This window comes from Mumia sp. ZJ1417 (genome assembly GCF_014127285.1).
In the GTDB taxonomy this organism is placed as follows: domain Bacteria; phylum Actinomycetota; class Actinomycetes; order Propionibacteriales; family Nocardioidaceae; genus Mumia.
The window spans coordinates 2102607-2129111 of record NZ_CP059901.1 but is presented as its reverse complement, the minus strand read 5'-3'; the positions used below and the strand labels follow the sequence as shown (position 1 = coordinate 2129111).

Genomic DNA, 26505 nt, shown 5'->3' with positions numbered 1-26505 from the left:
CTTTGCAAAGGTCTCTTTGCAATGCGCTCGCGAGTGCCGGGAGAGCGGCTCGCCGTCAGTCGGCGTCGGCGACGCTCTCTGCGGGAGAGTGCACCGCGGGCTCGAGCGGCAGCGTCTCGCGCTCCGGCAGCGGGGGCGGGGTGCCGCCCCACTCCGGACACAGCGCCTTGTGGTCGCACCAGCCGCACAGCACGCTCTTGCGGGGGCGCCACTCGCCGGTCGTCGCCGCACGCTCGATCGCCGCCCACAGCGCGCGGAGCTTGCGCTCGGTCGCAAGCAGGTCGTGCTCGTCGGGGGAGTAGCGGAGGATCTCCTCGTTGCCGAGATACATCAGCTGGAGCAGCGCCGGGATCGTCCCTGTCGTCCGCCACATGACCAGCGCATAGAACTTCATCTGGAACATCGCCTTGGCCTCGAACACCTCACGAGGTGCACGGCCGGTCTTGTAGTCGACGACGCGCACCTCGCCGGTCGGGGCCACGTCCACCCGGTCGACGTACCCTCTCAGCAGCAGCCCGCCGTCGATGACCGTCTCGACGTACTTCTCACGCTCGGCCGGCTCGAGACGCCGCGGGTCCTCGAGGGTGAAGTAGGAGCTGAGCAGCTCGCCCGCGCTCTCCAGCCATGCGGCGAGTGCCGTCCCGTCGTCGAAGAGACCGGCCACCTCGGGCTCGACCTCGCGCAGACGGTCCCATGCGGGGCCCACGAGCGACCGCGCACGCTCCAGCGTCCGCTCGGCGGCCGGCGCGTCGAACAGGTCCTCGAGGACGGCGTGGACGAGGGTCCCGCGCACCGCCTCGACCGTCGGCTCCTGCGGGAGACGGTCGACGACCCGGAACCGGTAGAGGAGCGGGCACGTCATGAAGTCGGATGCCCGGCTCGGGGACAGCGACCCGACCACGTCGACCCCGTCCACCACCGTGCGCTCGGCCGTCTGTGCCCTCATGCCCGTCAGCCTAGGCGAGCCGACCGACAGTCCGGCTGTGCCACGACCCGATACGGTGGAACACGTGACCGCGTCGTCCACACCCCCCACGCCGAACCGTCCGCCCGGGACCTTCCGCATCGGCGAGATCGGGGGGATCGACGTTCTCGTGCGCTCCTCCTGGCTGCTCGTCGCGGTTCTTATCGCCTTCGTGCTCGCCCCCACGATCGAGGCGATCGCCCCGGGCCTCGGTGCTCTCACGTACGTCGCCGGCCTGGCCTTCGCGGTGCTCCTCTACCTCTCTGTCCTCCTGCACGAGATCTCCCACGCGCTGGTGGCCAAACGGTTCGGCTACGACGTGCGCTCGGTGACCCTCAACTTCCTCGGCGGGGTGACCGAGATCGAGGGGGAGCCCGACACCCCTGGTCGCGAGTTCTGGATCGCCGTCGTCGGCCCACTCACCTCGCTCGCCGTCGGCGCCGCCGCCTGGGGCGCCTCGTTGCTGCTGCCCGACTCCGGCCTGCTGCTGTTCGCGTTCCGTGCGCTGGCACTGGCCAACCTCGTGGTCGGCGTCCTCAACCTTCTGCCGGGGCTGCCGCTCGACGGCGGACGGGTGTTCCGCGCGATCGTCTGGAAGGCGACGGGCAACCCGTACGCGGGCACGGTCGCGGCCGGCTACGGCGGTCGCGCGATCGCGATCCTCGCGCTCGCCTTCCCGTTCCTCGCACGCGAGGTGCTCGGCTGGGACATGACGATCCTCGACTACGTCATCGCCTTCGTGATCGCGATGTTCCTCTGGACGGGCGCGACCCAGGCCATGCTCGCCGCTCGGCTCAAGCGTGGACTCCCGTCACTCACCGCGCGCGGGCTCGCCCGTCGGGCGGTCGACGTCCCCCGCAGCACGCCGGTCGCTCAAGCCATCGAGCAGGCGCGTCAGGCCGGGGCGGGCGCGATCGTGGTGCACGGCCCGACAGGCACGATCGACGGCGTCGTCGACGAGCGCGCCGTCCTCGCCACACCCGAGGCGCGACGCCCGTGGGTCGACGTCGGAGCACTAGCGCGTACGCTCTCCCCGGGCCTCACGCTGCCCGTGGACCTGGCCGGTGAGCCGTTGATCCGCGCGCTGCAGCAGACGCCGTCGAGCGAGTACCTGGTCGTCGACGGCGAGAGCCTGTACGGGGTCCTCGTCACCGGCGACGTCGACCACGCCTTCGCGGCGCGGGTCCGCGACGGGGGCAAGCAACGAGACGCAGGAAGGCACACCCATGGATGAGCGCCTCTCGGGGGTGCACCGCGGTCCGATGGCGGCCGGTGAGTGGGTTCGCCTCACCGATGCCAAGGGTCGTCGCCACAACATCCAACTCGAGGTGGGCAAGAAGTTCTTCACGAAGTTCGGGGAGATCGCCCACGACGACCTGATCGGGCAGCCGGAGGGGATTGTCGTCACGTCGTCGCTCGGCGGCCAGTACCTCGTGTTCCGGCCGCTGATGCACGAGTACACCACCTCGATGCCCCGCGGCGCGGCGGTGATCTACCCGAAGGACGCGACGCAGATCGTCACGTTCGCGGACATCTTCCCCGGTGCGCGGGTGCTCGAGGCCGGCGCCGGCTCGGGTGCGCTCACGACGTTCCTGCTGCGCGCGGTGGGTGAGGACGGTCTCGTCCTGTCCTTCGAGCAGCGCGAGGACTTCGCCGAGATCGCGACCCGCAACGTCGAGCAGTTCTTCGGTGGCCCCCACCCGGCGTGGCGCCTCACGGTCGGCGAGCTCGGCGAGAGCCTCGCCGAGACCGACCTCGAGGTCGACCGCATGATCCTCGACATGGTCGACCCCTGGGAGTACGTCGCGCTCGCGGGCCGGCTGCTCGCTCCCGGCGGCATCCTGTGCTGCTACGTCGCGACGACGACACAGATGTCGCGCGTCGTCGAGACGATCCGCGCGCACGGCGAGTTCGCCGAGCCTTCTGCCTGGGAGACCATGCAGCGCGGCTGGCACCTGGAGGGTCTGGCGGTGCGTCCGGAGCACTCGATGAACGGGCACACCGCGTTCCTGGTCACCGCCCGTCGGATGGCGCACGGCCAGCGTGCGCTCGCCAAGAAGCGGCGGCCCGCCCCGGGCGCGTACGGGCCCGACTACGCCGGACCTCGCCCCGTCGACCTGCCCGAGTGACCTGAATCACATCGTTCGGATCTCTTTCTGATCAACCGCGCGCCGACGCGAGCGGATCGCCACTCCGTGCGGGTAGTGTCGACTCACGAGGAGCCAGCACGCCGCGCCATGGGTCGACCCCGGGCGGTGTCCGGGGCTGACGGTGTCGTGGCCTTCGCGGGAGGTACGACATGAGCGAGTTCGACCACAGCGACCGGCGTCCGCCTGAGACCGAGCAGACCGTGCTCCAGCAGCAGGCGGAGATCGACTACCTCCGCGCGGAGGTCGAGCATCTCCGTCGGCGCCTCGCGACCGGCCGCCTGGACTCGTCGATGGACTCGAGGCTTGCTGAGACCGAGGCTCGGCTCGCTGCGGTGACGGCTCAGAACGCCCGCCTCGGCGACACCCTGCGCGAGGCTCGCGATCAGATCCTCTCCCTCAAGGAGGAGGTCGACCGACTCGCGCAGCCTCCGACGGGCTTCGGCACGTTCATCCAGCACAACGACGACGACACCGTCGACGTGTTCACCGGAGGCCGCAAGTTGCGGGTCAACGTGAGCCCGTCGGTCGAGGTCGAGGACCTCCAGAAGGGCCAGGAGGTCATCCTCAACGAGGCGCTCAACGTCGTCGCCGCTCTCGCGTACGAGCAGGTCGGCGAGGTCGTGATGCTCAAGGAGCTGCTCGCCGACGGCGACCGCGTCCTCGTGATCGGCAACGCCGACGAGGAGCGGATCGCCCGCATCGCCGACTCCCTGAGCGACGAGAAGCTCCGCGCCGGCGACTCGCTGCTGCTCGACTCGCGCGCCGGCTACGTCTACGAGCGCGTGCCGAAGTCCGAGGTCGAGGAGCTGGTCCTGGAGGAGGTGCCCGACATCGACTACTCGAGCATCGGCGGCCTCCAAGGTCAGATCGAGTCGATCCGCGACGCCGTCGAGCTCCCGTACCTCTATCCCGAGCTCTTCATCGAGCACGAGCTGAAGCCGCCCAAGGGCGTGCTCCTGTACGGTCCGCCGGGCTGCGGTAAGACCCTGATCGCCAAGGCGGTCGCGAGCTCGCTCGCCAAGAAGGTCTCGGCGAAGACGGGGGAGGAGGGCCGCTCCTACTTCCTCAACATCAAGGGCCCCGAGCTGCTCAACAAGTACGTCGGCGAGACCGAGCGCCACATCCGACTGGTCTTCCAGCGTGCGCGCGAGAAGGCGTCTGAGGGCACGCCGGTGATCGTCTTCTTCGACGAGATGGACTCGTTGTTCCGCACCCGCGGGTCGGGGGTGTCGTCCGACGTCGAGAACACGATCGTCCCGCAGCTGCTGAGCGAGATCGACGGCGTCGAGGGCCTCGAGAACGTCCTGGTGATCGGCGCCTCCAACCGTGAGGACATGATCGACCCGGCGATCCTGCGACCCGGTCGGCTCGACGTGAAGATCAAGATCGAGCGTCCCGACGCGGAGTCGGCACGCGACATCTTCTCCAAGTACCTCACGGCCAACCTCCCGCTCCACGAGGACGACCTCAAGGAGTTCAGCGGCGACCGGACGGCATGCGTCAACGGCATGATCCAGCGCACCGTCGAGCGGATGTACGCCGAGTCCGAGGAGAACCGCTTCCTCGAGGTGACCTACGCCAACGGTGACAAGGAGATCCTCTACTTCAAGGACTTCAACTCGGGCGCGATGATCCAGAACATCGTCGACCGCGCCAAGAAGATGGCCATCAAGGACTTCCTCGAGCTGCGCCAGCGGGGGCTGCGCGTCCAGCACTTCCTGCAGGCATGCCTCGACGAGTTCAAGGAGAACGAGGATCTCCCGAACACGACCAACCCGGACGACTGGGCGCGGATCTCCGGCAAGAAGGGCGAGCGGATCGTCTTCATCCGTACCCTCATCTCCGGCAAGCAGGGCAGCGAGCCGGGCCGCTCGATCGACACGGTCGCCAACACGGGTCAATATCTCTGAGCGCAGGGGGTGGGCGACGTCGCACAATGTGTCCGTGACGACGCCCACCACTCCTGCACTCGACATCCGCGTCGTGCCCTACGACCACGCGGATGCGACGTTCCTCATCGACGAGGTGCAGGCGCTCTACGCCGAGCGCTACGGCATCCATGACGTCAGCCCGAGCGACCCTGCGGAGTTCCACGCTCCCGGCGGGTTGTTCGCCGTGGCGTACGACGGCTCCGGCCAGCCCGTCGCCACGGGCGGCTGGCGGATGCTCGGGGACTGGCGTGCCGAGGTGCGTCGGATGTACGTCCGTGAGGCCGTACGTGGTCAGGGATACGCGCGGCGCGTCCTCGCCTGGCTCGAGGAGACCGCGCGGGCCGCCGGGGCGACGACGATGGTGCTGGAGACCGGCCAGCCGCAGCCGGAGGCGATCGCGCTCTACCGGTCGGCCGGCTACTCCGAGGTCGCGCCGTTCGGCTACTACGCGGACGATCCTCAGTCGCTCTTCCTCGGCAAGGCCCTCGGCGGCTCATGAACACCGACAGCGTCGTCCACATCGTGGACCCTATGTCCGGTGGTCGGACCTCGACTATCCTCGAACGGGTGTCGGCCACTGCGAACCTCCGCCCTGATGCGACCGCCGAGCTGAGTGAAGCGCTCCGGTCGCGCATCCTCGTGCTCGACGGCGCGATGGGCACCGCGATCCAGCGCGACCGTCCTGACGAGGCCGGCTATCGGGGCGAACGCTTCAAGGACTGGCCCCGCGACGTCCAGGGCAACAACGACTTGCTGTCGCTGACCCAGCCGGCGCTCATCGCCGAGATCCACCGTGAGTACCTCGACGCGGGTGCCGACATCGTCGAGACCAACACCTTCAATGCCACCGCGATCTCGCTGAGCGACTACGGCATGGAGGACCTCTCGTACGAGCTCAACCACGCCTCGGCGCGCCTCGCTCGTGAGGTCGCCGACGAAGTCGCCGCCGCGAGCGGACGGCCCCGCTACGTCGCCGGGGCGCTCGGCCCGACCTCGCGCACGGCCTCCATCTCGCCCGACGTGAACGACCCGGGCGCACGCAACGTCACGTACGACGCGCTCGTGGCCGCCTACGCGACGGCGACCCGCGGTCTGCTCGACGGCGGTGCCGACCTCCTCGTCATCGAGACCATCTTCGACACGCTCAACGCCAAGGCGGCCATCTTCGCCGTCGAGTCGGTGTTCGCCGACCACGGGCGCCGCTGGCCGGTCATCATCTCGGGCACGATCACCGACGCGTCCGGACGCACTCTGTCAGGCCAGGTGACCGAGGCCTTCTGGAACTCGGTCCGCCACGCCCAGCCGCTGCTCATCGGACTCAACTGCGCGCTCGGCGCCAAGGAGATGCGGCCGTACATCGCCGAGATCGCCCGCGTCGCGGACACCTTTGTCAGCTGTTACCCGAACGCTGGCCTCCCCAACGCCTTCGGCGAGTACGACGAGGCGCCCGACGAGACGGCGGCGATCCTCGCCGAGTTCGCCGAGGCCGGCTTCGTGAACCTCGTCGGCGGCTGCTGCGGGACCACACCCGCGCACATCGCGGCGATCGCACGCGAGGTCTCGCACAAGGCGCCACGCGTCCCGCCGGAGACCACCCCGGCGCTGCGGCTGGCGGGTCTGGAGCCGGTGACCGTCGTCGAGGACACGCTCTTCGTCAACGTCGGCGAGCGCACCAACATCACCGGCTCGGCCCGCTTCCGCAACCTCATCAAGGCCGGTGACTACGGCTCTGCCCTCACGGTCGCCCGCCAGCAGGTCGAGAACGGCGCGCAGGTCATCGACGTCAACATGGACGAGGGCATGATCGACGGCGTCGAGGCGATGGTGCGGTTCTTGAACCTCATCGCGTCCGAGCCCGACATCAGCCGCGTCCCGGTGATGGTCGACTCCTCCAAGTGGGAGGTCATCGAGGCCGGGCTCAAGTGCGTGCAGGGCAAGCCGATCGTCAACTCCCTCTCCATGAAGGAGGGCGAGGAGGCGTTCGTCGCGCACGCGCGTCTGTGCCGCCGTTACGGCGCTGCCATCGTGGTGATGGCGTTCGACGAGGACGGCCAGGCCGACAACCTCGAGCGCCGCAAGGAGATCTGCGAGCGGGCCTACAAGCTCCTCGTGGACGAGGTCGGCTTCCCCGCCGAGGACATCATCTTCGACCCGAACGTGTTCGCGGTCGCGACGGGCATCGAGGAGCACGCCGAGTACGGCGTGGACTTCATCGAGGCCACCCGCTGGATCAAGGAGCACCTCCCGTACGCGCTCGTCTCCGGGGGCGTCTCCAACGTGTCGTTCTCGTTCCGCGGCAACAACGCCGTGCGCGAGGCGATCCACGCCGTGTTCCTCTACCACGCGATCAGCGCCGGGATGGACATGGGCATCGTGAACGCGGGGGCGCTGGAGGTCTATGCGGAGGTGCCCGACGTGCTGCGCGAGCGCATCGAGGACGTCGTCCTCAACCGTCGGCCGGATGCGACCGAGCGCCTGCTCGAGATCGCGGGCGACTTCGCGAAGGACGGTGCGGCCAAGGAGGTCGCCAACGAGGAGTGGCGCGCGCTCCCGGTGTCCGAGCGGATCACCCATGCCCTTGTGAAGGGCATCGACGCGTACGCCGAGTCCGACACCGAGCAGCTGCGCCAGGAGATAGCGGCCCGTGGCGGACGTCCGATCGAGGTCATCGAGGGCCCGCTGATGGACGGCATGAACGTCGTCGGTGACCTGTTCGGCGAGGGCAAGATGTTCCTCCCGCAGGTCGTGAAGTCGGCGCGCGTCATGAAGAAGGCGGTCGCGCACCTCATCCCGTACATCGAGGCCGAGAAGCAGCCGGGCGACGCCGAGCGCACCAACGGCAAGGTCGTGATGGCGACCGTGAAGGGCGACGTCCACGACATCGGCAAGAACATCGTCGGCGTCGTCCTGCAGTGCAACAACTACGACGTCGTCGATCTCGGCGTCATGGTGCCCGCCCAGAAGATCCTCGACGCCGCCAAGGCCGAGAACGCCGACGTCATCGGGCTTTCCGGTCTCATCACGCCGTCGCTCGATGAGATGGTGAACCTGGCGAGCGAGATGGAGCGTCAGGGCTTCGAGATCCCGCTGCTCATCGGAGGCGCGACGACCTCACGCGCGCACACGGCGGTCAAGGTCGACCAGAAGTACCACGGTCCCGTCCTCTGGGTGAAGGATGCCTCGCGTTCCGTCCCTGTCGTGGCGGCGCTGCTGTCCGACGCACAACGTCCCGGGTTGCTGGCCGAAACCGACGCCGATTATGCGTCGCTGCGCGAGCGTCACGCCGCACGGCAGACCGGTCGCCCGCTGCTGCGGCTCGAGGAGGCGCGTGCACAGGCGACGCCGATCGAGTGGAGCGGCTACCTCCCGCCGCGCCCGCACATGATCGTCCAGCAGGCGCGCGACCTGTGCTCCGGGCCCGGCTGCGACCACCGTCACGACGGGCGCGTCCAGCTCGTCCGGACGCTGACCGACTATTCGCTGGAGGAGCTGCGCGAGTACATCGACTGGCAGCCCTTCTTCAACGCGTGGGAGATGCGCGGCCGCTTCCCGGACATCCTCCACAACCCGTCGACGGGGGAGGCCGCCCGCAGGCTCTACGAGGACGCGCAGGCGATGCTCGACCAGCTCATCGCGGAGAAATGGATCCACGCCAACGGCGTGTTCGGGCTGTTCCCTGCAAGCCAGGTCCCCGGCGACGACATCGAGGTCTACACCGACGAGTCGCGGACCGAGGTGCTCACGACGCTGCACCAGCTACGTCAGCAGGGCGAGGGCCGCAACGGGTCCGCACGCAAGTCCCTCGCCGACTTCGTCGCACCCAAGGAGTCCGGACTGCGCGACTACGTCGGTGCCTTCGCCGTCACGGCGGGCCTGGGCGCCGCGGACAAGATCGCCGAGTTTAAGAAGAACCTCGACGACTACAGCGCGATCCTGCTCGAGTCGCTGGCCGACCGGCTGGCCGAGGCGTTCGCCGAGCGGCTGCACGAGCGCGTTCGCAAGGAGTTCTGGGGCTACGCGCCCGACGAGTCCCTCACGAACGAGGCGCTGATCAAGGAGAGCTACGCCGGCATCCGTCCCGCTCCCGGCTACCCTGCGTGCCCGGAGCACACCGAGAAGCGGACGATCTGGGAGCTCCTCGACGTCGAGCGCAACACCGGCATCGAGCTGACCGAGAGCATGGCGATGTGGCCCGGTGCTGCCGTCAGCGGGCTGTACTTCTCCCATCCCGACTCGCAGTACTTCGTGCTGGGACGGATCGGCCGCGACCAGCTCGAGGACTACGCCGAGCGCAAGGGCTGGACGGTGGCCGAGGCCGAGAAGTGGCTCTCGCCCAACCTCGGCTACCGCACCGAGGACGACTAACGCACGCCCGGGACGTCATACGTTCCGGGGCTCCGCACCCTCAGAATGTATGACGTCCCGGGGACTGTGCCCTCGCGCGCAGCCACGGGCCCACGAGGGCGCGCGAGTCGGGGACGAGCGGCCAGTCGGGGTCGTCCAACCGCGCGACGACTTCCTCCAGCGCCATCCAGCCGCCCCATGCGACCTCCTCGGGCTGCCAGCGCACCTCGCCGCTCCAGCCCTCCACGAGATAGCCGAACGCCTCGTACGACGTGTGTGCGTCCTCGTACGCGCCGGTGAAGATCGGCACCAGCGGCACGCCGGACACGCCGAGCTCCTCGGCGACCTCGCGTACGGCCCCCTCGTACGGGCCCTCGTCGGCCAGCAGGACGCCACCGGCGCACACGTCGTACATCCCCGGATAGACGTCCTTCGTCGTCGTACGCCGGTGCACGTACACCCGCCCGTCGGGGTCGAGCACGACCACCGCCGTCGCCGCGTGGTGCAGATTGTCCCGCCGCACGAGCGCGCGCGGAGCACTCCCGCAGGGCAGGCCGTCGGTGTCGTACAAGGCCACGATCTCGTCCATGGCGGCCATCATGACAGCGCGTGATCCCAGGCCAGGGGCCCCCGGTGGCTAGGCTGGCGACATGACGGTGCGACGGGTGATGGGATCCGAGGTCGAGTACGGCATCTCGGTGAAGGGGCAGCCCACGGCCAACCAGATGGTGGCGTCGACGCAGGTCGTGAACGCGTACGCCAGCGCTCACGGGCTGACCCGTCGCGCCCGCTGGGACTTCGAGGAGGAGAACCCGCTCCGCGACGCGCGCGGGTTCGACCTCAGCCGCGACCGCGCCGACCCGACCCAGCTCACCGACGAGGACCTCGGGCTCGCCAACGTCATCCTCACCAACGGCGCGCGCCTGTACGTCGACCACGCACACCCTGAGTATTCGACGCCCGAGTGCACGACGCCGCGCGACGTCGTCCTCTGGGAGAAGGCCGGCGAGCTCGTCATGCAGCGCGGCGCCGAGCTCGCGTCGCGGATGCCAGGATCACCCGGGCTGCTGCTCTACAAGAACAACGTCGACAACAAGGGTGCCTCGTACGGGGCCCACGAGAACTACCTGATGCGTCGCGACGTGCCGTTCGGCGCGATCGTCGAGCATCTGACGCCGTTCTTCGTCTCCCGCCAGGTGGTGTGCGGCGCCGGTCGGGTCGGACGGCAGCAGGACGGGTCCGAGAGCGGCTTCCAGATCAGCCAGCGTGCCGACTACTTCGAGGTCGGCGTCGGCCTGGAGACGACGCTCAAGCGGCCCATCATCAACACCCGCGACGAGCCGCACGCCGACCCGTCGAAGTATCGCCGCCTGCACGTCATCATCGGCGATGCCAACCTCTCCGAGATCTCCGCCTACCTCAAGCTCGGCACGACCTCGCTCGTCCTCGCGATGATCGAGGCGGGGTTCCTCGGCAGCGGTCTCGAGCTCGCCCAGCCGATCAACGCCCTCTACGCCATCTCCCACGACCCCTCGCTGCGCACCACGGTCAACCTCGCCGACGGTCGTACGGTCACCGCGCTCGACCTGCAGTGGGCGTACCTCGAGAAGGCGGTCGCGTTCGTCGAACAGGCCGACGACGCCGTCGACCTCGGTGCCGGCCAGACCAAGGACGTGCTCGACCGCTGGGAGTCGGTGCTGACGCGCCTCGGCAGTGACCCGATGGGGCTGCGTGAGGAGCTCGACTGGGTCGCCAAGCTGGCGCTACTGGAGTCCTACCGCGAGCGCGACGGCCTCGACTGGGACCACGCCAAGCTGCACCTCGTGGATCTCCAGTACGCCGACCTGCGCCCGGAGAAGGGCCTCTACCACCGCCTCGTACGGTCGGGGCGCATGAAGCGCCTGCTGTCCGACGCGGAGATCGAGCGCGCTGTCACCGAGCCGCCCGAGGACACCCGCGCCTACTTCCGCGGCAGCTGCCTGTCGCGCTACCCCGACGCCGTCGCCGCAGCGTCGTGGGATTCGGTGATCTTCGACCTCCCCGGACGCGACACGCTGCAGCGGATCCCGACCATGGAGCCGCTTCGAGGCACGCGCGAGCACGTCGGGCGCCTGCTGGAGGAGTGCGAGACCGCTCAGGACCTGTTCAACGCGCTCACCCGGCGCTAGACGTTCGTCTCCCGCGAAGTCGCACCCCCCTCGTCACCCCTGCGGTATAGGGTCGAGACCACGGCACGACAGCCGACTCGAGGAGGTTGTGATGGCACGCGACGGCGGACAGCAACACAAGACCACACGCAAGAGCACCGAGTCCGAAGAGGACGTCGAGGTCGCGCCCGCGGAGGACGTCGCCGAGCGCAAGGAGAAGCTCGACGACGACATCGACTCCATCCTCGACGAGATCGACGACGTGCTCGAGGAGAACGCCGAGGAGTTCGTGCGCAGCTTCGTGCAGAAGGGCGGACAGTGATGCTGCCTGAGGCCTTCCTGACCTCCGGTTCCTCCTCGTTCACCGAGTTTCTCGCGCGGCACCAGCCCGAGCTGCTGCCGTCCGCGCGGCTCGGAGAAGCGACGGTGACCCAGCAGATCACCCACGCGACGACGATCGTTGCCGCGACCTTCCCGGGCGGCGTCGTGATGGCGGGGGACCGGCGCGCGACGATGGGCAACGTCATCGCGCAGCGTGACATCCAGAAGGTCTTCCCTGCAGACGAGTTCTCCGCGGTCGGCATCGCCGGCACCGCGGGCATCGCCGTCGAGATGACGCGCCTGTTCCAGCTCGAGCTCGAGCATTACGAGAAGATCGAGGGCATCCCGCTCTCGACCGATGGCAAGGCCAACCGCCTGGCGACGCTCATCCGTAACAACCTCGCGATGGCGATGCAGGGCCTGGCCGTGGTGCCGCTGTTCGCCGCGTACGACCTCGACGCCGAGGTCGGCCGCATCTTCGTGTTCGACGTGACCGGCAACCGCAACGAGGAACGTTCGTTCCACTCGGTCGGGTCCGGTTCGATGTTCGCGCGCGGAGCCCTCAAGAAGCTCTACCGTCCCGATCTCAGCGAGACCGAGGCGGTGACGGCCTGCATCCAGGCGTTGTACGACGCCGCCGACGACGATTCCGCGACCGGTGGGCCCGACCTCACCCGTCGGATCTTCCCGATGGTCGCCGTCATCACCGCCGACGGCTACCACGCGTATGAGGACGACACGACGGCCGCGATCGCCGACCGGGTCATCGGTGGGCGCATGACACGGCCCGACGGCCCCTCGGCCCCGGTCGAGTAGCCCTCCTGATCCGCACCCGTCGTCGTCCCTGAACCAGAGAGGAATCCCGTGAGCGCAGGGTTCTACGTCTCGCCCGAGCAGCTGATGAAGGACCGCGCGGACTTCGCGCGCAAGGGCATCGCCCGCGGCCGCAGCGTCGTGGTCGTCCAGTACGCCGACGGCGTGCTCTTCGTCGCCGAGAACCAGTCCAACGCGTTGCACAAGATCAGCGAGATCTACGACCGGATCGGGTTCGCCGCCGTCGGACGCTACAACGAGTTCGAGAACCTGCGGATCGCCGGCGTCCGCCTCGCCGACCTGCGTGGCTACTCGTACGACCGCAGCGACGTCACCGGCCGAGGCCTCGCCAACGCGTACGCCCAGACGCTCGGCACGATCTTCTCCTCCGGCGGCGAGAAGCCGTACGAGGTGGAGCTGTTCGTCGCCGAGGTCGGGACGACTCCCGAGCTGGACCAGATCTACCGGCTGACGTACGACGGCTCGGTGGCGGACATCCAGGGCCACGCCGTGATGGGTGGGCAGGCGGAGTCGGCCGAGGGCTATCTCAAGGACCACTACACGGCGGGGCTCGACCTCGACGGTGCGATCGTGCTGGCGGCCAAGGCGCTCGGCCACGAGGACACCGCGCCGCGGACCATCACCGCTGACCAGCTCGAGGTCGCGGTGCTCGACCGTACCCGCAGCCAGCCCCGCAAGTTCAAGCGGATCTCGAACGCGCAGGTCGAAGCCGGGCTCGCCGCAGGCTGACCTCGAGGCGTACGCACCACGTCAGCGACGGCGCCCGTACGCCCGCATGGTCAGCGGCGCGAAGATCGCGATCATCACCGCGGCCGCGATGAACGTCCACACGACCTCGTCGCCGACGGAGTCGCCGGACATGAGACCACGAACGGCGTACACGGCGTGCGAGATGGGGTTGACCTCGACGAACGCCTGCAGCCACTCGGGCATCGTCTTGGGATCGACGAAGACAGGGCTCAGGAACGCCAACGGGAACAGCACCATCATGCTGATGCCCATGACCGACTGCGGGCTGCGCGCAAGCAGCCCGACCCATGTCCAGAGCCAGCTGAACGCGAAGCAGAACACCATCAGCACCACGACGCCCAGCAGGACGCCGATGACGCCGCCGTCCGGCCGGTAGCCGAGGATCAGACCGAGCGTGACGACGAAGAGCGAGGCCAGGGTGTAGCGGACGGCGTCGCCGAGGAGTGCACCGACGAGCGCCGACGGCCGCCAGATCGGCAGCGTACGGATGCGGTCGAAGACGCCCTTCTCGATGTCGGTGTTGAGCGCGACGCCCGTGTACATCGTGATCATGACGACGGTCTGGACCAGGATGCCTGGCAGGAGGAACTGGAGATAGGCGCTCGTCGAACCTGCGATGGCTCCGCCGAACAGGTACGTGAACATCAGCACCGAGATGATCGGGAACAGCGTCACGTCGAAGAGCTGCTCGGGGACGTGCTTGATCCGGAGGATGGCGCGCCAGCCGAACGCCAGTGTCGTCGTCACGGCGTTGGCGCGCGGCGGGCGCGGCCCGGAGGCGAGGACGGCGTCGAGCTTCTCGGCGACGATCGGGGTGTCGGTGGTCGTGGTGGTCATGCCACCGCTCCTTCTGTGTCGGAGGCCTCCACGGAGACCTCGGCGTCTTCGGCGGTGTGGCCCGTCAGAGCGAGGAAGACCTCGTCGAGGGTCGGCTGGCCGTAGCTGAAGCCGGCGAGCTCGACGCCGTCAGCAGCCAGCGTCGCGAGCGCCGCCGGCACCTTGGACCGGTCGTCGACGCGACCCGTGACGTCCGCGGGATCGCTGCCGGGGAACACCTCGTCGCCGAACGCACGGGTGAGGATGTCGATCGCACGGGTGCGGTCGGCCGGGTCGTGCAGGTGGACGTGGAGGGCACCGGACCCGACCGACGCCTTGAGCTGGCTGCTCGTGCCCTCGGCGATGATGCGGCCGGTGTCGATGACGGCGATCCGCTCCGCGAGCTGGTCAGCCTCGTCGAGGTACTGGGTGGTGAGCAGGACCGTCGTGCCGCGCGCGGTCAGGGCGCGGACGATGTCCCAGACCTGGTTGCGGCTGCGCGGATCGAGGCCCGTCGTCGGCTCGTCGAGGAACAGCAGCTGGGGCGTGACGACGATGCTCGCCGCGATGTCGAGGCGCCGCCGCATGCCACCGGAGTAGCGCTTGACCTGCTTGGTGGCGGCGTCGGTCAGGCCGAATGCCTCGAGGAGGTCGTCGCACCGCCCGCGCGCCTGCTCGCGAGAGAACCCGAGCACGCGTCCGAGGAGCTGGAGGTTCTCGCGGCCGGTGAGGTCCTCGTCGACCGAGGAGTACTGGCCGGTCAGGCTCACCAGGCTTCGTACGGAGTCAGGGTCACGCGCCACGTCGTGCCCGAAGACCTTTGCAGAGCCGCCGTCAGGTTTGAGCAGCGTCGCCAGGATCTGGATCGTCGTGGTCTTGCCCGCGCCGTTGGGTCCAAGGAACCCGTAGACACCGCCCTCAGGCACGCGCAGGTCGATCCCGTCCACCGCGCGCTTGTCTCCGAACGTCTTGACGAGCTCTTGCGTCTCGATCGCGATCCCGCTGTCCATGTCCCTCACCCGGTCGTTGCCTCATCGAACTATTCCTGTTAGGAATACCAACACCCTCGCACAGGGGTACGACACTTCTCGAACGAATAACTCATCGATGCGGCGCTGCGCAGGTCCCAGTGGCCCGCGCACTTCAGGCATAGGGTGGTGACGTGGACCGACGGATCTTCGGGATCGAGAACGAGTACGGCGTGACGTGCACGTTCCGGGGACAGCGACGCCTGTCGCCGGACGAGGTGGCGCGCTATCTGTTCCGCCGGGTCGTGTCCTGGGGGCGCAGCAGCAACGTCTTCCTGCGTAACGGCGCCCGGCTCTATCTGGACGTCGGCAGCCACCCGGAGTACGCCACCCCGGAGTGCGACGACATCGTCGAGCTCGTGACCCACGACAAGGCGGGGGAGCGGGTCCTCGAAGGGCTTCTGCTTGACGCCCAGACGCGGCTGCGCGAGGACGGCATCCTCGGCGACATCTATCTCTTCAAGAACAACACCGACTCCGCCGGCAACTCGTACGGGTGCCACGAGAACTACCTCGTCTCTCGCGACGGCGAGTTCAGCCGGATCGCCGACATCCTGATCCCGTTCCTGGTGTCGCGCCAGATCATCTGCGGCGCAGGCAAGGTCCAGCAGACTCCGCGGGGGGCGATGTTCTCCGTCTCGCAGCGCGCCGAGCACATCTGGGAGGGCGTCTCGTCAGCGACGACGCGCTCGCGCCCGATCATCAACACCCGCGACGAGCCGCACGCGGACGCCGAGCGCTACCGCCGTCTGCACGTCATCGTCGGCGACTCGAACATGAGCGAGACGACGATGCTGCTCAAGGTCGCGACGACGCACCTCGTCCTGCAGATGATCGAGGCCGGCATCCCGATGCGCGACATGACCCTCGACAACCCGATCCGCGCCATCCGTGAGATCTCCCACGACATGACGGGGCGCCGCAAGGTCGCGCTCGCCAATGGACGCGAGCTCTCCGCGCTGGAGATCCAGTCCGAGTACCTCACCAAGGCGCGCGCCTTCGTCGACCGGTTCGACCCTGACAACTCGGTCTCCGTACGGGCGCTGGAGCTGTGGGAGCGCACGCTCAAGGCCGTCGAGTCCGAGGACCTGTCGCTGGTCGAGCGCGAGATCGACTGGGTCATCAAGTATCGGTTGCTCGACCGCTACCGCGAGAAGAACAACCTCACGTGGAGCCACCCGCGCATCGCGCAGATGGACCTCGCATACCACGACATCCTGCGCGACCGCGGTCTCTACTACCTGCTCGAGCGTCAAGGGGCGGTGGCTCGTGTGACCGACGACCTGGCGATCTTCGAGGCGAAGTCTAAGCCCCCGCAGACCACGCGGGCCCGCCTGCGCGGCGAATTCATCAAGCGTGCACAGGAGCGACGGCGCGATTTCACCGTCGACTGGGTGCATCTCAAGCTCAACGACCAGGCCCAGCGCACCGTCCTTTGCAAGGACCCGTTCCGGTCGCACGACGAGCGCGTCCAGAAGCTCATCGACGGCATGTGAGAGAGCCGTTCAGACTCCTCATGGTTTTCTGAGGTTCGTCGGCTACCGTTGCAGTCGTTGCCCTGACTCCGAGTGATTGGTACCGCCGCGTGCGCCGCCTAGCAGCCCTGATGATCGCCCCGCTCCTCGTCTTCACTGCCGCCGCCTGTGGTGGCGGAGACGACGAATCCGACGCGGGCACCTTCGATGACGTCACCGTGACCGGCAAGGTCGGTGAGGCGCCTGAGGTGAAGGACGCCAAGGGCGTCGAGGTCGACGAGATGACCAGCCGCGTCATCACCGAGGGCGACGGCCCGAAGGTTGCCGAGGGCGACAACGCCACGATGAAGTACGTCATCATCCAGGCCAAGGACGGCAAGGAGATGGGCGGCACGTTCGAGACCGAAGGCGACAGCGCCACCACGCTCGACTCCACCCAGGACACCATCCTTGCCCCCGCGCTCGTCGGCAAGCCCTACGGCACCCGCGTCCTGATCGGTCTCACCGGCAAGGACCTCGGGCAGACCGAGGGCGAGAACGCCGACGACACGCTCCTGGTCGTCGCCGACGTCCTCTCCAAGTGGGAGGCACCCAAGGTGACGGGCACGATCGCCGACGTCAGCGTCTCGGGCAAGGGCGACGCAGAGCCCAAGATCACCCTGAAGAAGACGCCGCTGGTCGTCGCCAAGACCGAGTCGAAGGTCCTCACGCCCGCCAAGGGCAAGAAGGCTGAGACCGTCAAGGCGGGCGACTCGGTCTCCGTCCGCTACGTGGGCGTCAACGGCCGTGACGGCAAGACCTTCGACAGCTCGTACAAGTCCGGCGGCACCGTCGACTTCGAGCTCAAGGAGGGCCAGATGATCCCGGGCTTCATCACCGGCCTCGTCGGCAAGAAGATCGGTGACCGCGTTCTCATCACGATCCCTTACACCGATGCGTACGGTGCAGCCGGTCGTCCGGACGGCGGCATCAACGGCGGCGACACGCTCGTGTTCGTGGTCGATCTCGTGAAGAAGGCCGCACCGGCGGCCACGCCCACGCCGTAACGGCGCGCGCCCGTCCTCCTCGTCGGGTCCGGCACGGTAGTTCTCCGACGATGTAGTTTGTTGGCTGACCTGCTGGTCCGACCCGACGAGGAGTATCCGGTGGCACCACGCACGACCGAGCGGCTGATGAACCTCCTCATCGCGCTCCTGGTGACGCCGACCTCTCTCCCCAAGTCCCGCATCCGTGAGGTCATCGAGCCCTACCGCGGCCAGTCCGACGCCGCGTTCGACCGGATGTTCGAGCGGGACAAAGACGCACTGCGGACCATCGGCATCCGCATCGAGGTGGGGGAGACCGAGTCCTACCACGGCGTCGAGCCGGGCTACCGGATCCGTCGAGAGGACTTCGAGCTCCCGCCGATCGACCTCGAGCCCGCGGAGGCTGCCGTGATCGGCGTCGCCGCACGGGTCTGGCAGAGCGCGCGCCTCGGTGACGCGACCGCCGTCGCCCTCCGCAAGCTCGTCGCCGCAGGCGTCCCCGTCGATCCCGACGCGCTCTCCGGTGTCGAGCCCCGCCTCGCCGCGAGCGAGCCCGCCTTCGAGGCGGTCTGGGACGCGGTCGTCACCCGTACCCCCGTCACCTTCCTGTACGAACGCGCCGATGGCGCACGCGCCCAGCGGGTCGTCGAGCCGTGGCGCGTCGTGTCGTGGCACGGCCGCTGGTATCTCGTCGGCTACGACCGCGACCGCGCCGACCAGCGCCTCTTCCGTCTCAGCAGGGTCGTCGGAGACGTCGAGGCCGCCGGCGCGTCAATGGAATTCGACGTGCCGGACGACGCGGACGTCCGCGAGATCGCTGCCTCGCTGTTTCCCGCCCCGCCCACGTCCGACGCGGTCGTACGCGTACGCAAGGGCCGTGGCCTCGGGCTGCGGCGCCGCGCCACGACCCAGGAGCCCGGCGACGAGGGCTGGGACGTGATCGAGGTGCCGTACGGCTCGGCCGGCGAGCTGGCCTCCGACATCGCCTCGTACGGGCCCGACGCCGTCGCCGTGTCTCCTCCCGAGCTGCGCACCGAGGTCCGTGACCGCCTCGCCCGCGTCCTGGAGGTGTCGAGCCGGTGAGCCCGTCCGCGAAGCAGATCGAGCGGATGCTCGCACTCGTCCCCTATCTGCGCACGAACGACGGGGTTCCCGTCACCGAGGTCGCCGAGCTGTTCGGGGTCCCCAAGGCTCAGATCGTCAAGGACCTCAACGTGCTGTGGTTCTGCGGACTACCCGAGGCGGTGTCCGGCGAGATGATCGATGTGGACATGGACGCGCTCAACGCCGACGGTGTCGTCTACATCGACAACGCCGACTTTCTGAAGCGGCCGCTGCGCCTCAACGGCTACGAGGCCGCGTCGCTGATCACGGCGCTGCGCGCCCTCAAGGAGACCGTCGCCGGACGCGATCTGGCGGCGCTGGAGTCCGCGCTCGCCAAGCTGACCGCGGCGACCGGCGACGCCGACCTCGGCGCGGGCGCGGCCGAGGTTCTCGTCGAGGACGCCGAGTCGCAGGTCCACGAGCGGGTCGCTGAGGCGCTGCGCCAGGGACGCCGACTCCACCTCCAGTACCGCGTCGAGTCACGCGACGAGCTGACCGACCGTGACGTCGACCCGTTGCGGCTGATCACCGCGGAGGGACGCCTCTACCTCGAGGGTTGGTGCTACCGCGCGCACGACGTGCGGCTCTTCCGCCTGGACCGCGTCGAGCGCATCGAGATCCTTGACGACGCCGTGGCGGAGCACGAGGGGGTCGAGCCCCGCGACTACGCCACCCGACTGTTCCAGCCGCACGACGACGCGTACGAGGCCGTGGTCGCGTTGCACCCCAACGCCTTGTGGGTTCGGGAGTATGTCGACCACACTGAGCTCGGCACCGACGAGGATGGTTGGGTCCGGATCAAGGTCGTCACGGGTGACGAGGCGTGGCTCAAGCGCTTCGTCCTTCGCGCCGGAGGTAATATCCGTGTGGTGGAGCCCACACGTCTCGCCGAGCAGATAGTCAGCGAGACTCGTGCTTCACTTGCGGCGTACGATGCCGAATGAAGGCTCAGCCCGCACTGAGAAACTGAGGTCACTATGTTCAAGCAGATCGGCCCGATGGAGATCGTTCTCATCCTGGCTGTCCTGGTCCTGCTGTTCGGTGCGAAGAAGCTCCCCGAGCTCGCTCGGGGGTCGGGCCGTGCCCTGCGGATCTTCAAGTCGGAGACCAAGGGGCTCATCGACGACGACGAGGACGACAAGACGACTGCCACGACGGTGAAGGCCGTCGAGGAGAAGCCCGCCACGCTGCCGTCCGACGTGGTCCAGCCGACCCGGCCGACGGCGTACGACAAGCACACCGACACGCCCTGACCTGACTCGTGGCGCTCATCTCCCGAGGGAAGCGGCCGAACCCGGCCGACTCCCCAGATGGCACGATGCCGCTGGCCGCGCACCTGCGGGAGCTTCGTGACCGCCTCCTCAGGGCGGTGCTGGCGATCGTCGCCGGCACGATCCTCGCGGCATTCTTCTACGACCAGCTGCTCGACTTTCTGACCGTTCCGTACTTCCAGGCCGTCGAGACGCTGGAGGAGAACGGCCAGGACATCAACGAGGCGTTGACGTTCTCCGGCATCGCCGATCCGTTCACCTTCGCGCTCAAGATCTCCCTGGTCGCGGGGCTTGTCGTGTCGAGCCCGATCTGGCTCTACCAGATCTGGGCCTTCATCGTTCCTGCGATGCACCGCAACGAGCGCCGTTGGACGATCCTCTTCTGCGCGATCGCCGGCCCGCTGTTCATCATCGGGTTCATCACTGGCTACCTGGTGCTCCCCAAGGGCATCGAGCTCCTGATGGGCTTCACGCCCGACTTCGCCTCGAACTTCAACGCGCTCCCGGACTACCTGGCCTTCGTGCTCCGCATCCTGCTGGTGTTCTCGGTGGCGTTTGAGATCCCGCTGTTCGTCGTGCTCCTCAGTGCGATGGGTGCGGTGTCGGGCGCGCAGCTCGCCCGATCACGCGCATGGATCATCGTCGGGACCTTCGTCTTTGCCGCGCTCGCGACACCATCGACGGACCCGTTGACGATGGTCGTGCTGGCGCTGCCGATGACGCTGCTGTTCCTCATCGCCGAGGTGATCGCGCATCTCGTCGACCGTCGACGTGCCAAGCGCGCCGCAGCCGAGGGCTTGGCAGTCTCGGATGACGCGATGTCGGAGATCGTCGTCGAACGCAACCTCGACGACGACAGACCGAGCGACCTGGACGACGACGAGACGGGTGGCTCGCGCCCGGCCCCGTAGGCTGGAGGCATGACCTCACCGGCGGAGCGCTATTCCCAGTTCCGGGCCGCGCAGGCCAATCCTCTCCTCGCCGAGTTCGCCGGACTCTACGACTTCAGCCTCGACGACTTCCAGATCGAGTCGTGCGAGGCGCTGGAGGCGGGGCACGGCGTGCTCGTCGCCGCGCCGACGGGCTCCGGCAAGACCCTCGTCGGTGAGTTCGCCGTCCACCTCGCGCTCGCGACCGGGCGCAAGTGCTTCTACACGACGCCGATCAAGGCGTTGTCCAACCAGAAGTTCCACGATCTCGCGGAGCGCTACGGCGCCGACCGCGTCGGGCTCCTGACCGGTGACAACACGATCAACGGCGAGGCGCCGATCGTCATCATGACGACCGAGGTGCTGCGCAACATGCTGTACGCGGGGTCCCGCACGCTCGCGGGCCTGGGCTACGTGGTGATGGACGAGGTCCACTACCTCGCCGACCGGTTCCGCGGCGCGGTCTGGGAGGAGGTCATCATCCACCTGCCGGAGTCGGTGCAGGTGGTCTCGCTCTCGGCGACCGTCTCCAATGCCGAGGAGTTCGGCGACTGGCTCTCGGAGGTCCGCGGCGACACCGTCACCGTCGTCTCCGAGCGCCGCCCGGTGCCGCTCTATCAGCACGTCCTCGTCGGCAGGCGCCTGTACGACCTGTTCGAGGAGGATCCCGCCGCCGGCGGGCGGGTCAACGGCGAGCTCGAGCGCATCGCTCGCGACGAGTGGCGCATGCGCCAGGTCGGACGCGCGGGTGGCGGCCCAGGCAAGCGCGGCAAGCGCGGGCAGTCGTACGGGGCCCACCGCCATCGCTCGCGCCACTTCACGCCCAACAGGGTCGAGGTCCTCGACCGGCTCGACGCGGCCGGGCTGCTGCCGGCGATCACGTTCATCTTCAGCCGTGCAGGGTGCCAGGCCGCGGTCGAGCAGTGCCTCGCGTCCCACCTGCGGCTGACGACTCCCGCAGAGGAGCGCGAGATCCGGGCGTACGTGGAGGAGGCGACGGCGTCGCTGCCGAGCGCCGACCTCGGCGTCCTCGGCTACCCGGCGTTCGTCGAGGGGCTTGCCCGTGGCGTCGCGGCGCACCACGCGGGGATGCTCCCGACGTTCAAGGAGATCGTCGAGCACCTGTTCAGCGCGGGGCTCGTCAAGGCGGTGTTCGCGACCGAGACGCTGGCCCTCGGGATCAACATGCCGGCGCGCTCGGTCGTCATCGAGAAGCTCACGAAGTGGAACGGCGAGACGCACGCCGAGGTCACCGCAGGGGAGTACACCCAGCTCACCGGCCGGGCCGGACGTCGTGGCATCGACGTCGAAGGACACGGCGTCGTCCTCTGGCAGCCAGGCCTCGACCCGAAGCACGTCGCGGGCCTCGCGTCGACCCGTACGTATCCGCTCCGGTCGTCGTTCCACCCCTCGTACAACATGGCCGTCAACCTCGTCCACCAGGTCGGCCGCGCGACGGCACGCCAGATGCTGGAGCAGTCGTTCGCGCAGTTCCAGGCCGACCGTCAGGTCGTCGGCCTCGCGCGGCAGGTGCACAAGGCCGACGAGGCGCTCGCCGGGTACGCGGAGGCGGCGGCGTGCTCGCAGGGCGACTTCATGGAGTACGCGTCGCTGCGCCGGCGCGTGAAGGATCTCGAGCAGGCCGCGTCCCGCAAGCGTCGCTCTGCGCACGCCGACGACGTCGCGGCCTCGCTCTCACGTCTGCGGCCGGGCGACGTCATCGCCGTGCCCGCAGGTCGCTGGGCCGGCTGGGCGGTCATCCTCGATCCGGGAACCAGCCAGGACCGCAGCGCACCGCGCCCGTTCGTGCTCACCGCCGACCGGCACGCGCGGCGCCTCGGTCTCGTCGACTTCCCGACGCCGATCGAGGCCACGACGCGGATCCGGGTGCCAAAGTCGTTCAACGCCCGCAACCCCCAGCAGCGCCGCGACCTCTCGTCGACGCTGCGATACAAGACCCGTGACCTCGACCTCCCGAACTCGCGCCGGAGCAAGGGCGCGCCGGTCCACGACCCGCAGATCGACGAGCTGCGCACGGAGCTCAAGAACCACCCGTGCCACCAGTGCCCCGACCGCGAGGAGCACGCACGCTGGGCCGAGCGCTGGTTCCGGCTGGAGCGCGACACGAGCAACCAGCGGCGCCGCATCGAGCAGCGCACCAACACCGTCGCCCGCCAGTTCGACCGGGTGTGCGAGGTGCTGGACGAGCTCGGCTACCTCGACGGCGACACCGTCACGCCCGACGGCCAGCGGCTGCAGCGGCTCTACTCCGAGCTCGACCTGCTCGCGGGGGAGTGCCTGCGCCGCGGGACGTGGGACGAGCTGGAGCCCGCCGAGCTCGCCGCGGTGCTGAGCGGACTGACGTACGAGTCACGCAATCCCGAGGGCGACGGTCCTCCGCAGTTCCCGCGGGGGCGGTCGGCGATCGTGGCCGACGAGATGAGCCGTACGTGGGCCGAGCTGGAGCAGGTCGAGCGCTCGCACCGGCTGTCGTTCCTGCGGCGGCCCGACTTCGGCTTCGCGTGGACGGCGTGGCAGTGGGCCTCGGGCCATGACCTCGACGAGGTGCTGGAGACCAACGACATCGCCGCGGGCGACTTCGTACGGGCGGTCAAGCAGCTGCTCGACGTGATCGAGCAGGTCGCGGCCGCGGCGACGGACAAGGGGCTGCGGTCGAAGGCACGCGCCGCCGCCGACCTCCTGCGCCGCGGCGTCGTCTCGTACACCTCCGTCTCCGAATAGCCCGCGGGTCACTGGCTGCCGGCGCCGGGTCACCGCGTGACGCCCGCGGGTCACTGGCTGCCGGCGCCGGGTCAGTCTCCGAGGATCTCTTCGATCCGCTGCACCTTGGCGGCGAGCTGACCCGTGTGCCCCGGACGGATATCCGCCTTGAGGACGAGCGAGACGCGGGGCGAGACTGCGGCGACCGCTTCGACGGCACGCTTCACGACGTCCATGACGTCGTCCCAGTCACCCTCGACGTTGGTGAACATGGCGTTTGTCTCGTGCGGCAATCCGCTTTCGCGGACCACTTCGACGGCGCGCGCGACTGCCTCGGCGACCCCGCCGGTGTCGTCGGCGGTCGAGGGGCTGATGCTGAACGCTGCGATCATCGTCTCAGCGTACGAGGCGTGCCAGATGGTGACCCGGGAGCGTCGGAGAGGGACCCGGGGCGCGCAGAGACCGACCCGGGAGCGTCGGAGAGGGACCCGGGAGCGTCGGAGAGGGACCCGCGGCGTGAGCGGGGTGTCACCTCCGGCCGTTACCGTGCGGGTATGCCCGGACAGAAGCTGCTGCTGCTCGACTCCGCCTCGCTCTACTTCCGCGCGTTCTTCGGGATGCCGGACAGCCTCAAGGCGCCCGACGGCACGCCCGTCAACGCCGTCCGCGGGATGCTCGACTTCGTGGCCACGCTCGTCGACACCACCCGGCCGGCCGCGATGGCAGCCTGCTGGGACAACGACTGGCGTCCGGCCTGGCGGGTCGAGCTGATCCCGTCGTACAAGGAGCACCGGGTCGAGCAGGTGACCGAGACCGGCCCCGACGTCGAGGAGACGCCCGGCCTGCTCGACGTCCAGGTCCCGGTCATCGCCCGTGCGCTGCAGATCCTCGGCATCCCGATTGTGGGTGCTGACGGCTACGAGGCCGACGACGTGATCGGCACGCTCGCCACCACGTGGGACGGTCCGGTCGACATCGTCACCGGCGACCGTGACCTCTTCCAGCTCGTCGACGACGCCCGCGGCGTCCGCGTGCTCTATCCGGCGAAGGGCATGAGCAAGCTCGAGTATGTCGACGCCGGGTGGATCCACGACCGGTATGGCATCGAGCCGACGCAGTACGCCGACTTCGCGGTGCTGCGCGGCGACCCGTCCGACGGCCTGCCGGGGGTGGCGGGGATCGGCGAGAAGACCGCCGCCTCGCTGCTCACCTCGTACGGGGATCTCGACGGCATCCTTGCCGCCGCGGCCGATCGTCATGCCAAGGTCGCACCCCGCGCCCGGACCAACCTGCTCGCCGCGGCCGACTACCTCGCGGTCGCTCCCCGCGTCGTCGAGGTCGCCCGCGACCTACCGCTCGACGTCGACCTGACCCTCCGTCCGGTCTCGACCGAACAGGTCCGTGAGATGGCCGAGCTCGCCGAGGCGTGGGGCCTCGGCCGGCCTGCCGAACGCGCGGTCGCCGCTCTCACAGCACCCTGACTGCGCCCGCGACGGCGCGGGTAGTGTCGACGTCATGAGCACCGACATCACCCGCCGGCTCGATGCCGCCCGTACGGCCGCCGCTGAGGCCGGCGTCGACGCCCTCCTCGTGACCCCGGGAGCGGACCTCCGCTACCTCACCGGATTCGCGGCGATGCCCCTCGAGCGGCTCACCTGCCTCGTCCTTCCGGTCGAGGGCGATCCGGTGCTCGTGCTGCCCCGCCTGGAGCTGGCGATGGCGCTGGAGGCCGGCGTGGACAGCCACGACATCGTCCTGCACGGATGGGGCGAGACCGAGGACCCATTCGCGGCAGCGGCCGCGCCGCTCGAGGGGGCGCGCCGTGTCGCAGTCGACGATCACATGTGGGCCGAGCGGGTGTTCGCGTTCCGCTCCGCCCTCCCCGGTGCCGAGCAGGTGCTGGCCAGCCCGGTGCTGCGCGGGCTGCGGCTGCGCAAGACGGCCACCGAGGTCGACGCGCTGCGCGAGGCCGGTGCGGCGATCGACCGGGTCCACAGCCGTGTAGGGGAGTGGCTGCGTCCTGGGCGTACCGAGCGCGAGGTCGGCCGCGACCTCGCCGAGGCGATCCTCGCCGAGGGTCACGAGTCGGTCGACTTCGTCATCGTCGGTTCGGGCCCGAACGGCGCGTCGCCGCACGCCGAGGTCAGCGACCGCGTGATCGAGGCCGGTGCCCCGGTCGTCATCGACATCGGCGGCACGATGCCGTCGGGTTACTGCTCGGACTCGACCCGCACATACGTCGCGGGTGGGACGGCACCGGCCGAGCTCGTCGCCTTCTACGAGGTGCTCCAGCGCGCCCAGGAGGCGCAATGCGCGCACGCACGGCCGGGCGTCACTGCCGGGTCCGTCGATACGGTCGGGCGCGACCTCATCGACGCCGCGGGGTTCGGCAAGGCGTTCCTCCACCGGACAGGGCACGGGATCGGTCTGGAGACGCACGAGGAGCCCTACATCGTGACGGGCAACGACCTCGTCCTCGAGCCGGGGATGGCGTTCTCGATCGAGCCGGGCATCTACCTCGAAGGCAAGTACGGCGCACGCATCGAAGACATCGTGGTCACCACCGACGACGGTCTCGAGCGCCTCAACCTGACGTCTCGCGACCTCGTCGTGATCGACTGAGCATCTCTGTTTCGTCCATCTCTGTAGGTGAGCGGGCCCCTCGGCCGGAGGGCGACGTGTATATCCTGTCCAG

General features: G+C 68.9%; 23 protein-coding genes. 18 read left to right on the top strand and 5 right to left on the bottom strand.

The annotated features are described in order from the left end of the window. Positions 1-55 precede the first annotated feature (55 nt). Complete coding sequence (locus H4N58_RS10390; RefSeq protein ID WP_167002795.1) at positions 56-946, bottom strand: PD-(D/E)XK nuclease family protein; 891 nt, start codon at positions 944-946, stop codon at positions 56-58. A gap of 64 nt (positions 947-1010) precedes the next feature. Between H4N58_RS10390 and H4N58_RS10385 the strand changes: the two genes are divergently transcribed. The 5 genes from H4N58_RS10385 to metH all read left to right on the top strand — a co-directional run bounded on the left by H4N58_RS10385 (position 1011) and on the right by metH (position 9410). Beyond that, positions 1011-2198 carry a site-2 protease family protein gene (locus H4N58_RS10385; protein ID WP_243842933.1) on the top strand — a complete coding sequence of 396 codons (1188 nt, stop codon included), beginning with the start codon at positions 1011-1013 and terminating at the stop codon, positions 2196-2198. Continuing rightward, positions 2191-3093, top strand: coding sequence for a tRNA (adenine-N1)-methyltransferase (locus tag H4N58_RS10380; RefSeq protein WP_167002791.1), 903 nt, complete (start codon positions 2191-2193; stop codon positions 3091-3093). Before H4N58_RS10385 ends, H4N58_RS10380 begins: the two co-directional genes overlap by 8 nt. Before the next feature lie 170 nt (positions 3094-3263). Then, a complete protein-coding gene (gene arc / locus H4N58_RS10375) occupies positions 3264-5024 on the top strand; it encodes a proteasome ATPase (RefSeq protein ID WP_167002789.1) in 1761 nt (586 codons plus the stop codon). Between the two features lie 34 nt (positions 5025-5058). After that, positions 5059-5544, top strand: coding sequence for a GNAT family N-acetyltransferase (locus H4N58_RS10370; protein ID WP_208322329.1), 486 nt, complete (start codon positions 5059-5061; stop codon positions 5542-5544). Positions 5545-5699: 155 nt separating this feature from the next. Beyond that, positions 5700-9410 carry a methionine synthase gene (gene metH / locus H4N58_RS10365; protein WP_243845128.1) on the top strand — a complete coding sequence of 1237 codons (3711 nt, stop codon included), beginning with the start codon at positions 5700-5702 and terminating at the stop codon, positions 9408-9410. Positions 9411-9450: 40 nt separating this feature from the next. On the opposite strand, the gene H4N58_RS10360 is transcribed toward metH, so the two are convergent. Then, positions 9451-9978 (bottom strand): NUDIX hydrolase, encoded by a 528-nt coding sequence (locus H4N58_RS10360; protein ID WP_208322913.1) that lies wholly within the window; start codon positions 9976-9978, stop codon positions 9451-9453. 61 nt (positions 9979-10039) lie between these two features. On the opposite strand from H4N58_RS10360, the gene dop reads away from it, so the two are divergent. The 4 genes from dop to prcA all read left to right on the top strand — a co-directional run bounded on the left by dop (position 10040) and on the right by prcA (position 13420). Beyond that, positions 10040-11557 (top strand): depupylase/deamidase Dop, encoded by a 1518-nt coding sequence (gene dop, locus H4N58_RS10355; RefSeq protein ID WP_167002784.1) that lies wholly within the window; start codon positions 10040-10042, stop codon positions 11555-11557. A 91-nt stretch (positions 11558-11648) separates the two neighbouring features. Continuing rightward, on the top strand, positions 11649-11858 hold the full coding sequence (locus H4N58_RS10350; protein WP_208322327.1) for a ubiquitin-like protein Pup: 210 nt from the start codon (positions 11649-11651) through the stop codon (positions 11856-11858). Then, positions 11858-12673, top strand: a complete 816-nt coding sequence (gene prcB / locus H4N58_RS10345; protein WP_167002782.1) for a proteasome subunit beta — start codon at positions 11858-11860, stop codon at positions 12671-12673. The genes H4N58_RS10350 and prcB overlap by 1 nt, the downstream gene beginning before the upstream one ends. A 48-nt stretch (positions 12674-12721) precedes the next feature. Then, positions 12722-13420, top strand: a complete 699-nt coding sequence (gene prcA / locus H4N58_RS10340) for a proteasome subunit alpha (protein ID WP_167002780.1) — start codon at positions 12722-12724, stop codon at positions 13418-13420. A 21-nt stretch (positions 13421-13441) separates the two neighbouring features. Here the strand turns inward: prcA and H4N58_RS10335 are convergent, their stop codons facing one another. Together H4N58_RS10335 and H4N58_RS10330 are read right to left on the bottom strand one after the other, a co-directional pair. Then, complete coding sequence (locus H4N58_RS10335) at positions 13442-14278, bottom strand: ABC transporter permease (RefSeq protein WP_167002778.1); 837 nt, start codon at positions 14276-14278, stop codon at positions 13442-13444. Continuing rightward, entirely contained in the window at positions 14275-15267 is a 993-nt protein-coding gene (locus H4N58_RS10330) for an ATP-binding cassette domain-containing protein (RefSeq protein WP_167004764.1), read from the bottom strand. Before H4N58_RS10330 ends, H4N58_RS10335 begins: the two co-directional genes overlap by 4 nt. Positions 15268-15419: 152 nt before the next feature. Here H4N58_RS10330 and pafA point away from each other — a divergent pair, with 152 nt between their 5' ends. From pafA to H4N58_RS10295, 7 genes are all read left to right on the top strand, one after another. Further along, positions 15420-16781: a Pup--protein ligase gene (gene pafA / locus H4N58_RS10325; RefSeq protein ID WP_167250926.1), complete on the top strand. Its 1362-nt coding sequence runs from the start codon at positions 15420-15422 to the stop codon at positions 16779-16781. A gap of 110 nt (positions 16782-16891) precedes the next feature. Continuing rightward, a complete protein-coding gene (locus tag H4N58_RS10320; RefSeq protein WP_167002774.1) occupies positions 16892-17806 on the top strand; it encodes an FKBP-type peptidyl-prolyl cis-trans isomerase in 915 nt (304 codons plus the stop codon). A gap of 99 nt (positions 17807-17905) precedes the next feature. Continuing rightward, positions 17906-18868 (top strand): YafY family protein, encoded by a 963-nt coding sequence (locus H4N58_RS10315; protein WP_167002772.1) that lies wholly within the window; start codon positions 17906-17908, stop codon positions 18866-18868. Next, a complete protein-coding gene (locus H4N58_RS10310; RefSeq protein WP_167002770.1) occupies positions 18865-19833 on the top strand; it encodes a YafY family protein in 969 nt (322 codons plus the stop codon). Before H4N58_RS10315 ends, H4N58_RS10310 begins: the two co-directional genes overlap by 4 nt. Positions 19834-19866: 33 nt before the next feature. Then, positions 19867-20142: a Sec-independent protein translocase subunit TatA gene (tatA, locus tag H4N58_RS10305; RefSeq protein WP_167250928.1), complete on the top strand. Its 276-nt coding sequence runs from the start codon at positions 19867-19869 to the stop codon at positions 20140-20142. A gap of 65 nt (positions 20143-20207) precedes the next feature. After that, on the top strand, positions 20208-21071 hold the full coding sequence (tatC, locus tag H4N58_RS10300; protein WP_167251142.1) for a twin-arginine translocase subunit TatC: 864 nt from the start codon (positions 20208-20210) through the stop codon (positions 21069-21071). A gap of 9 nt (positions 21072-21080) precedes the next feature. Further along, complete coding sequence (locus H4N58_RS10295; RefSeq protein ID WP_167250930.1) at positions 21081-23831, top strand: RNA helicase; 2751 nt, start codon at positions 21081-21083, stop codon at positions 23829-23831. Positions 23832-23902: 71 nt separating this feature from the next. Here the strand turns inward: H4N58_RS10295 and H4N58_RS10290 are convergent, their stop codons facing one another. Further along, complete coding sequence (locus tag H4N58_RS10290) at positions 23903-24202, bottom strand: thiamine-binding protein (protein WP_167002762.1); 300 nt, start codon at positions 24200-24202, stop codon at positions 23903-23905. A gap of 162 nt (positions 24203-24364) precedes the next feature. On the opposite strand from H4N58_RS10290, the gene H4N58_RS10285 reads away from it, so the two are divergent. After that, complete coding sequence (locus H4N58_RS10285; protein ID WP_167002760.1) at positions 24365-25291, top strand: 5'-3' exonuclease; 927 nt, start codon at positions 24365-24367, stop codon at positions 25289-25291. Positions 25292-25325: 34 nt separating this feature from the next. Beyond that, positions 25326-26432 (top strand): Xaa-Pro peptidase family protein, encoded by a 1107-nt coding sequence (locus tag H4N58_RS10280; protein WP_167250932.1) that lies wholly within the window; start codon positions 25326-25328, stop codon positions 26430-26432. The last annotated feature ends 73 nt before the right edge of the window (positions 26433-26505 follow it).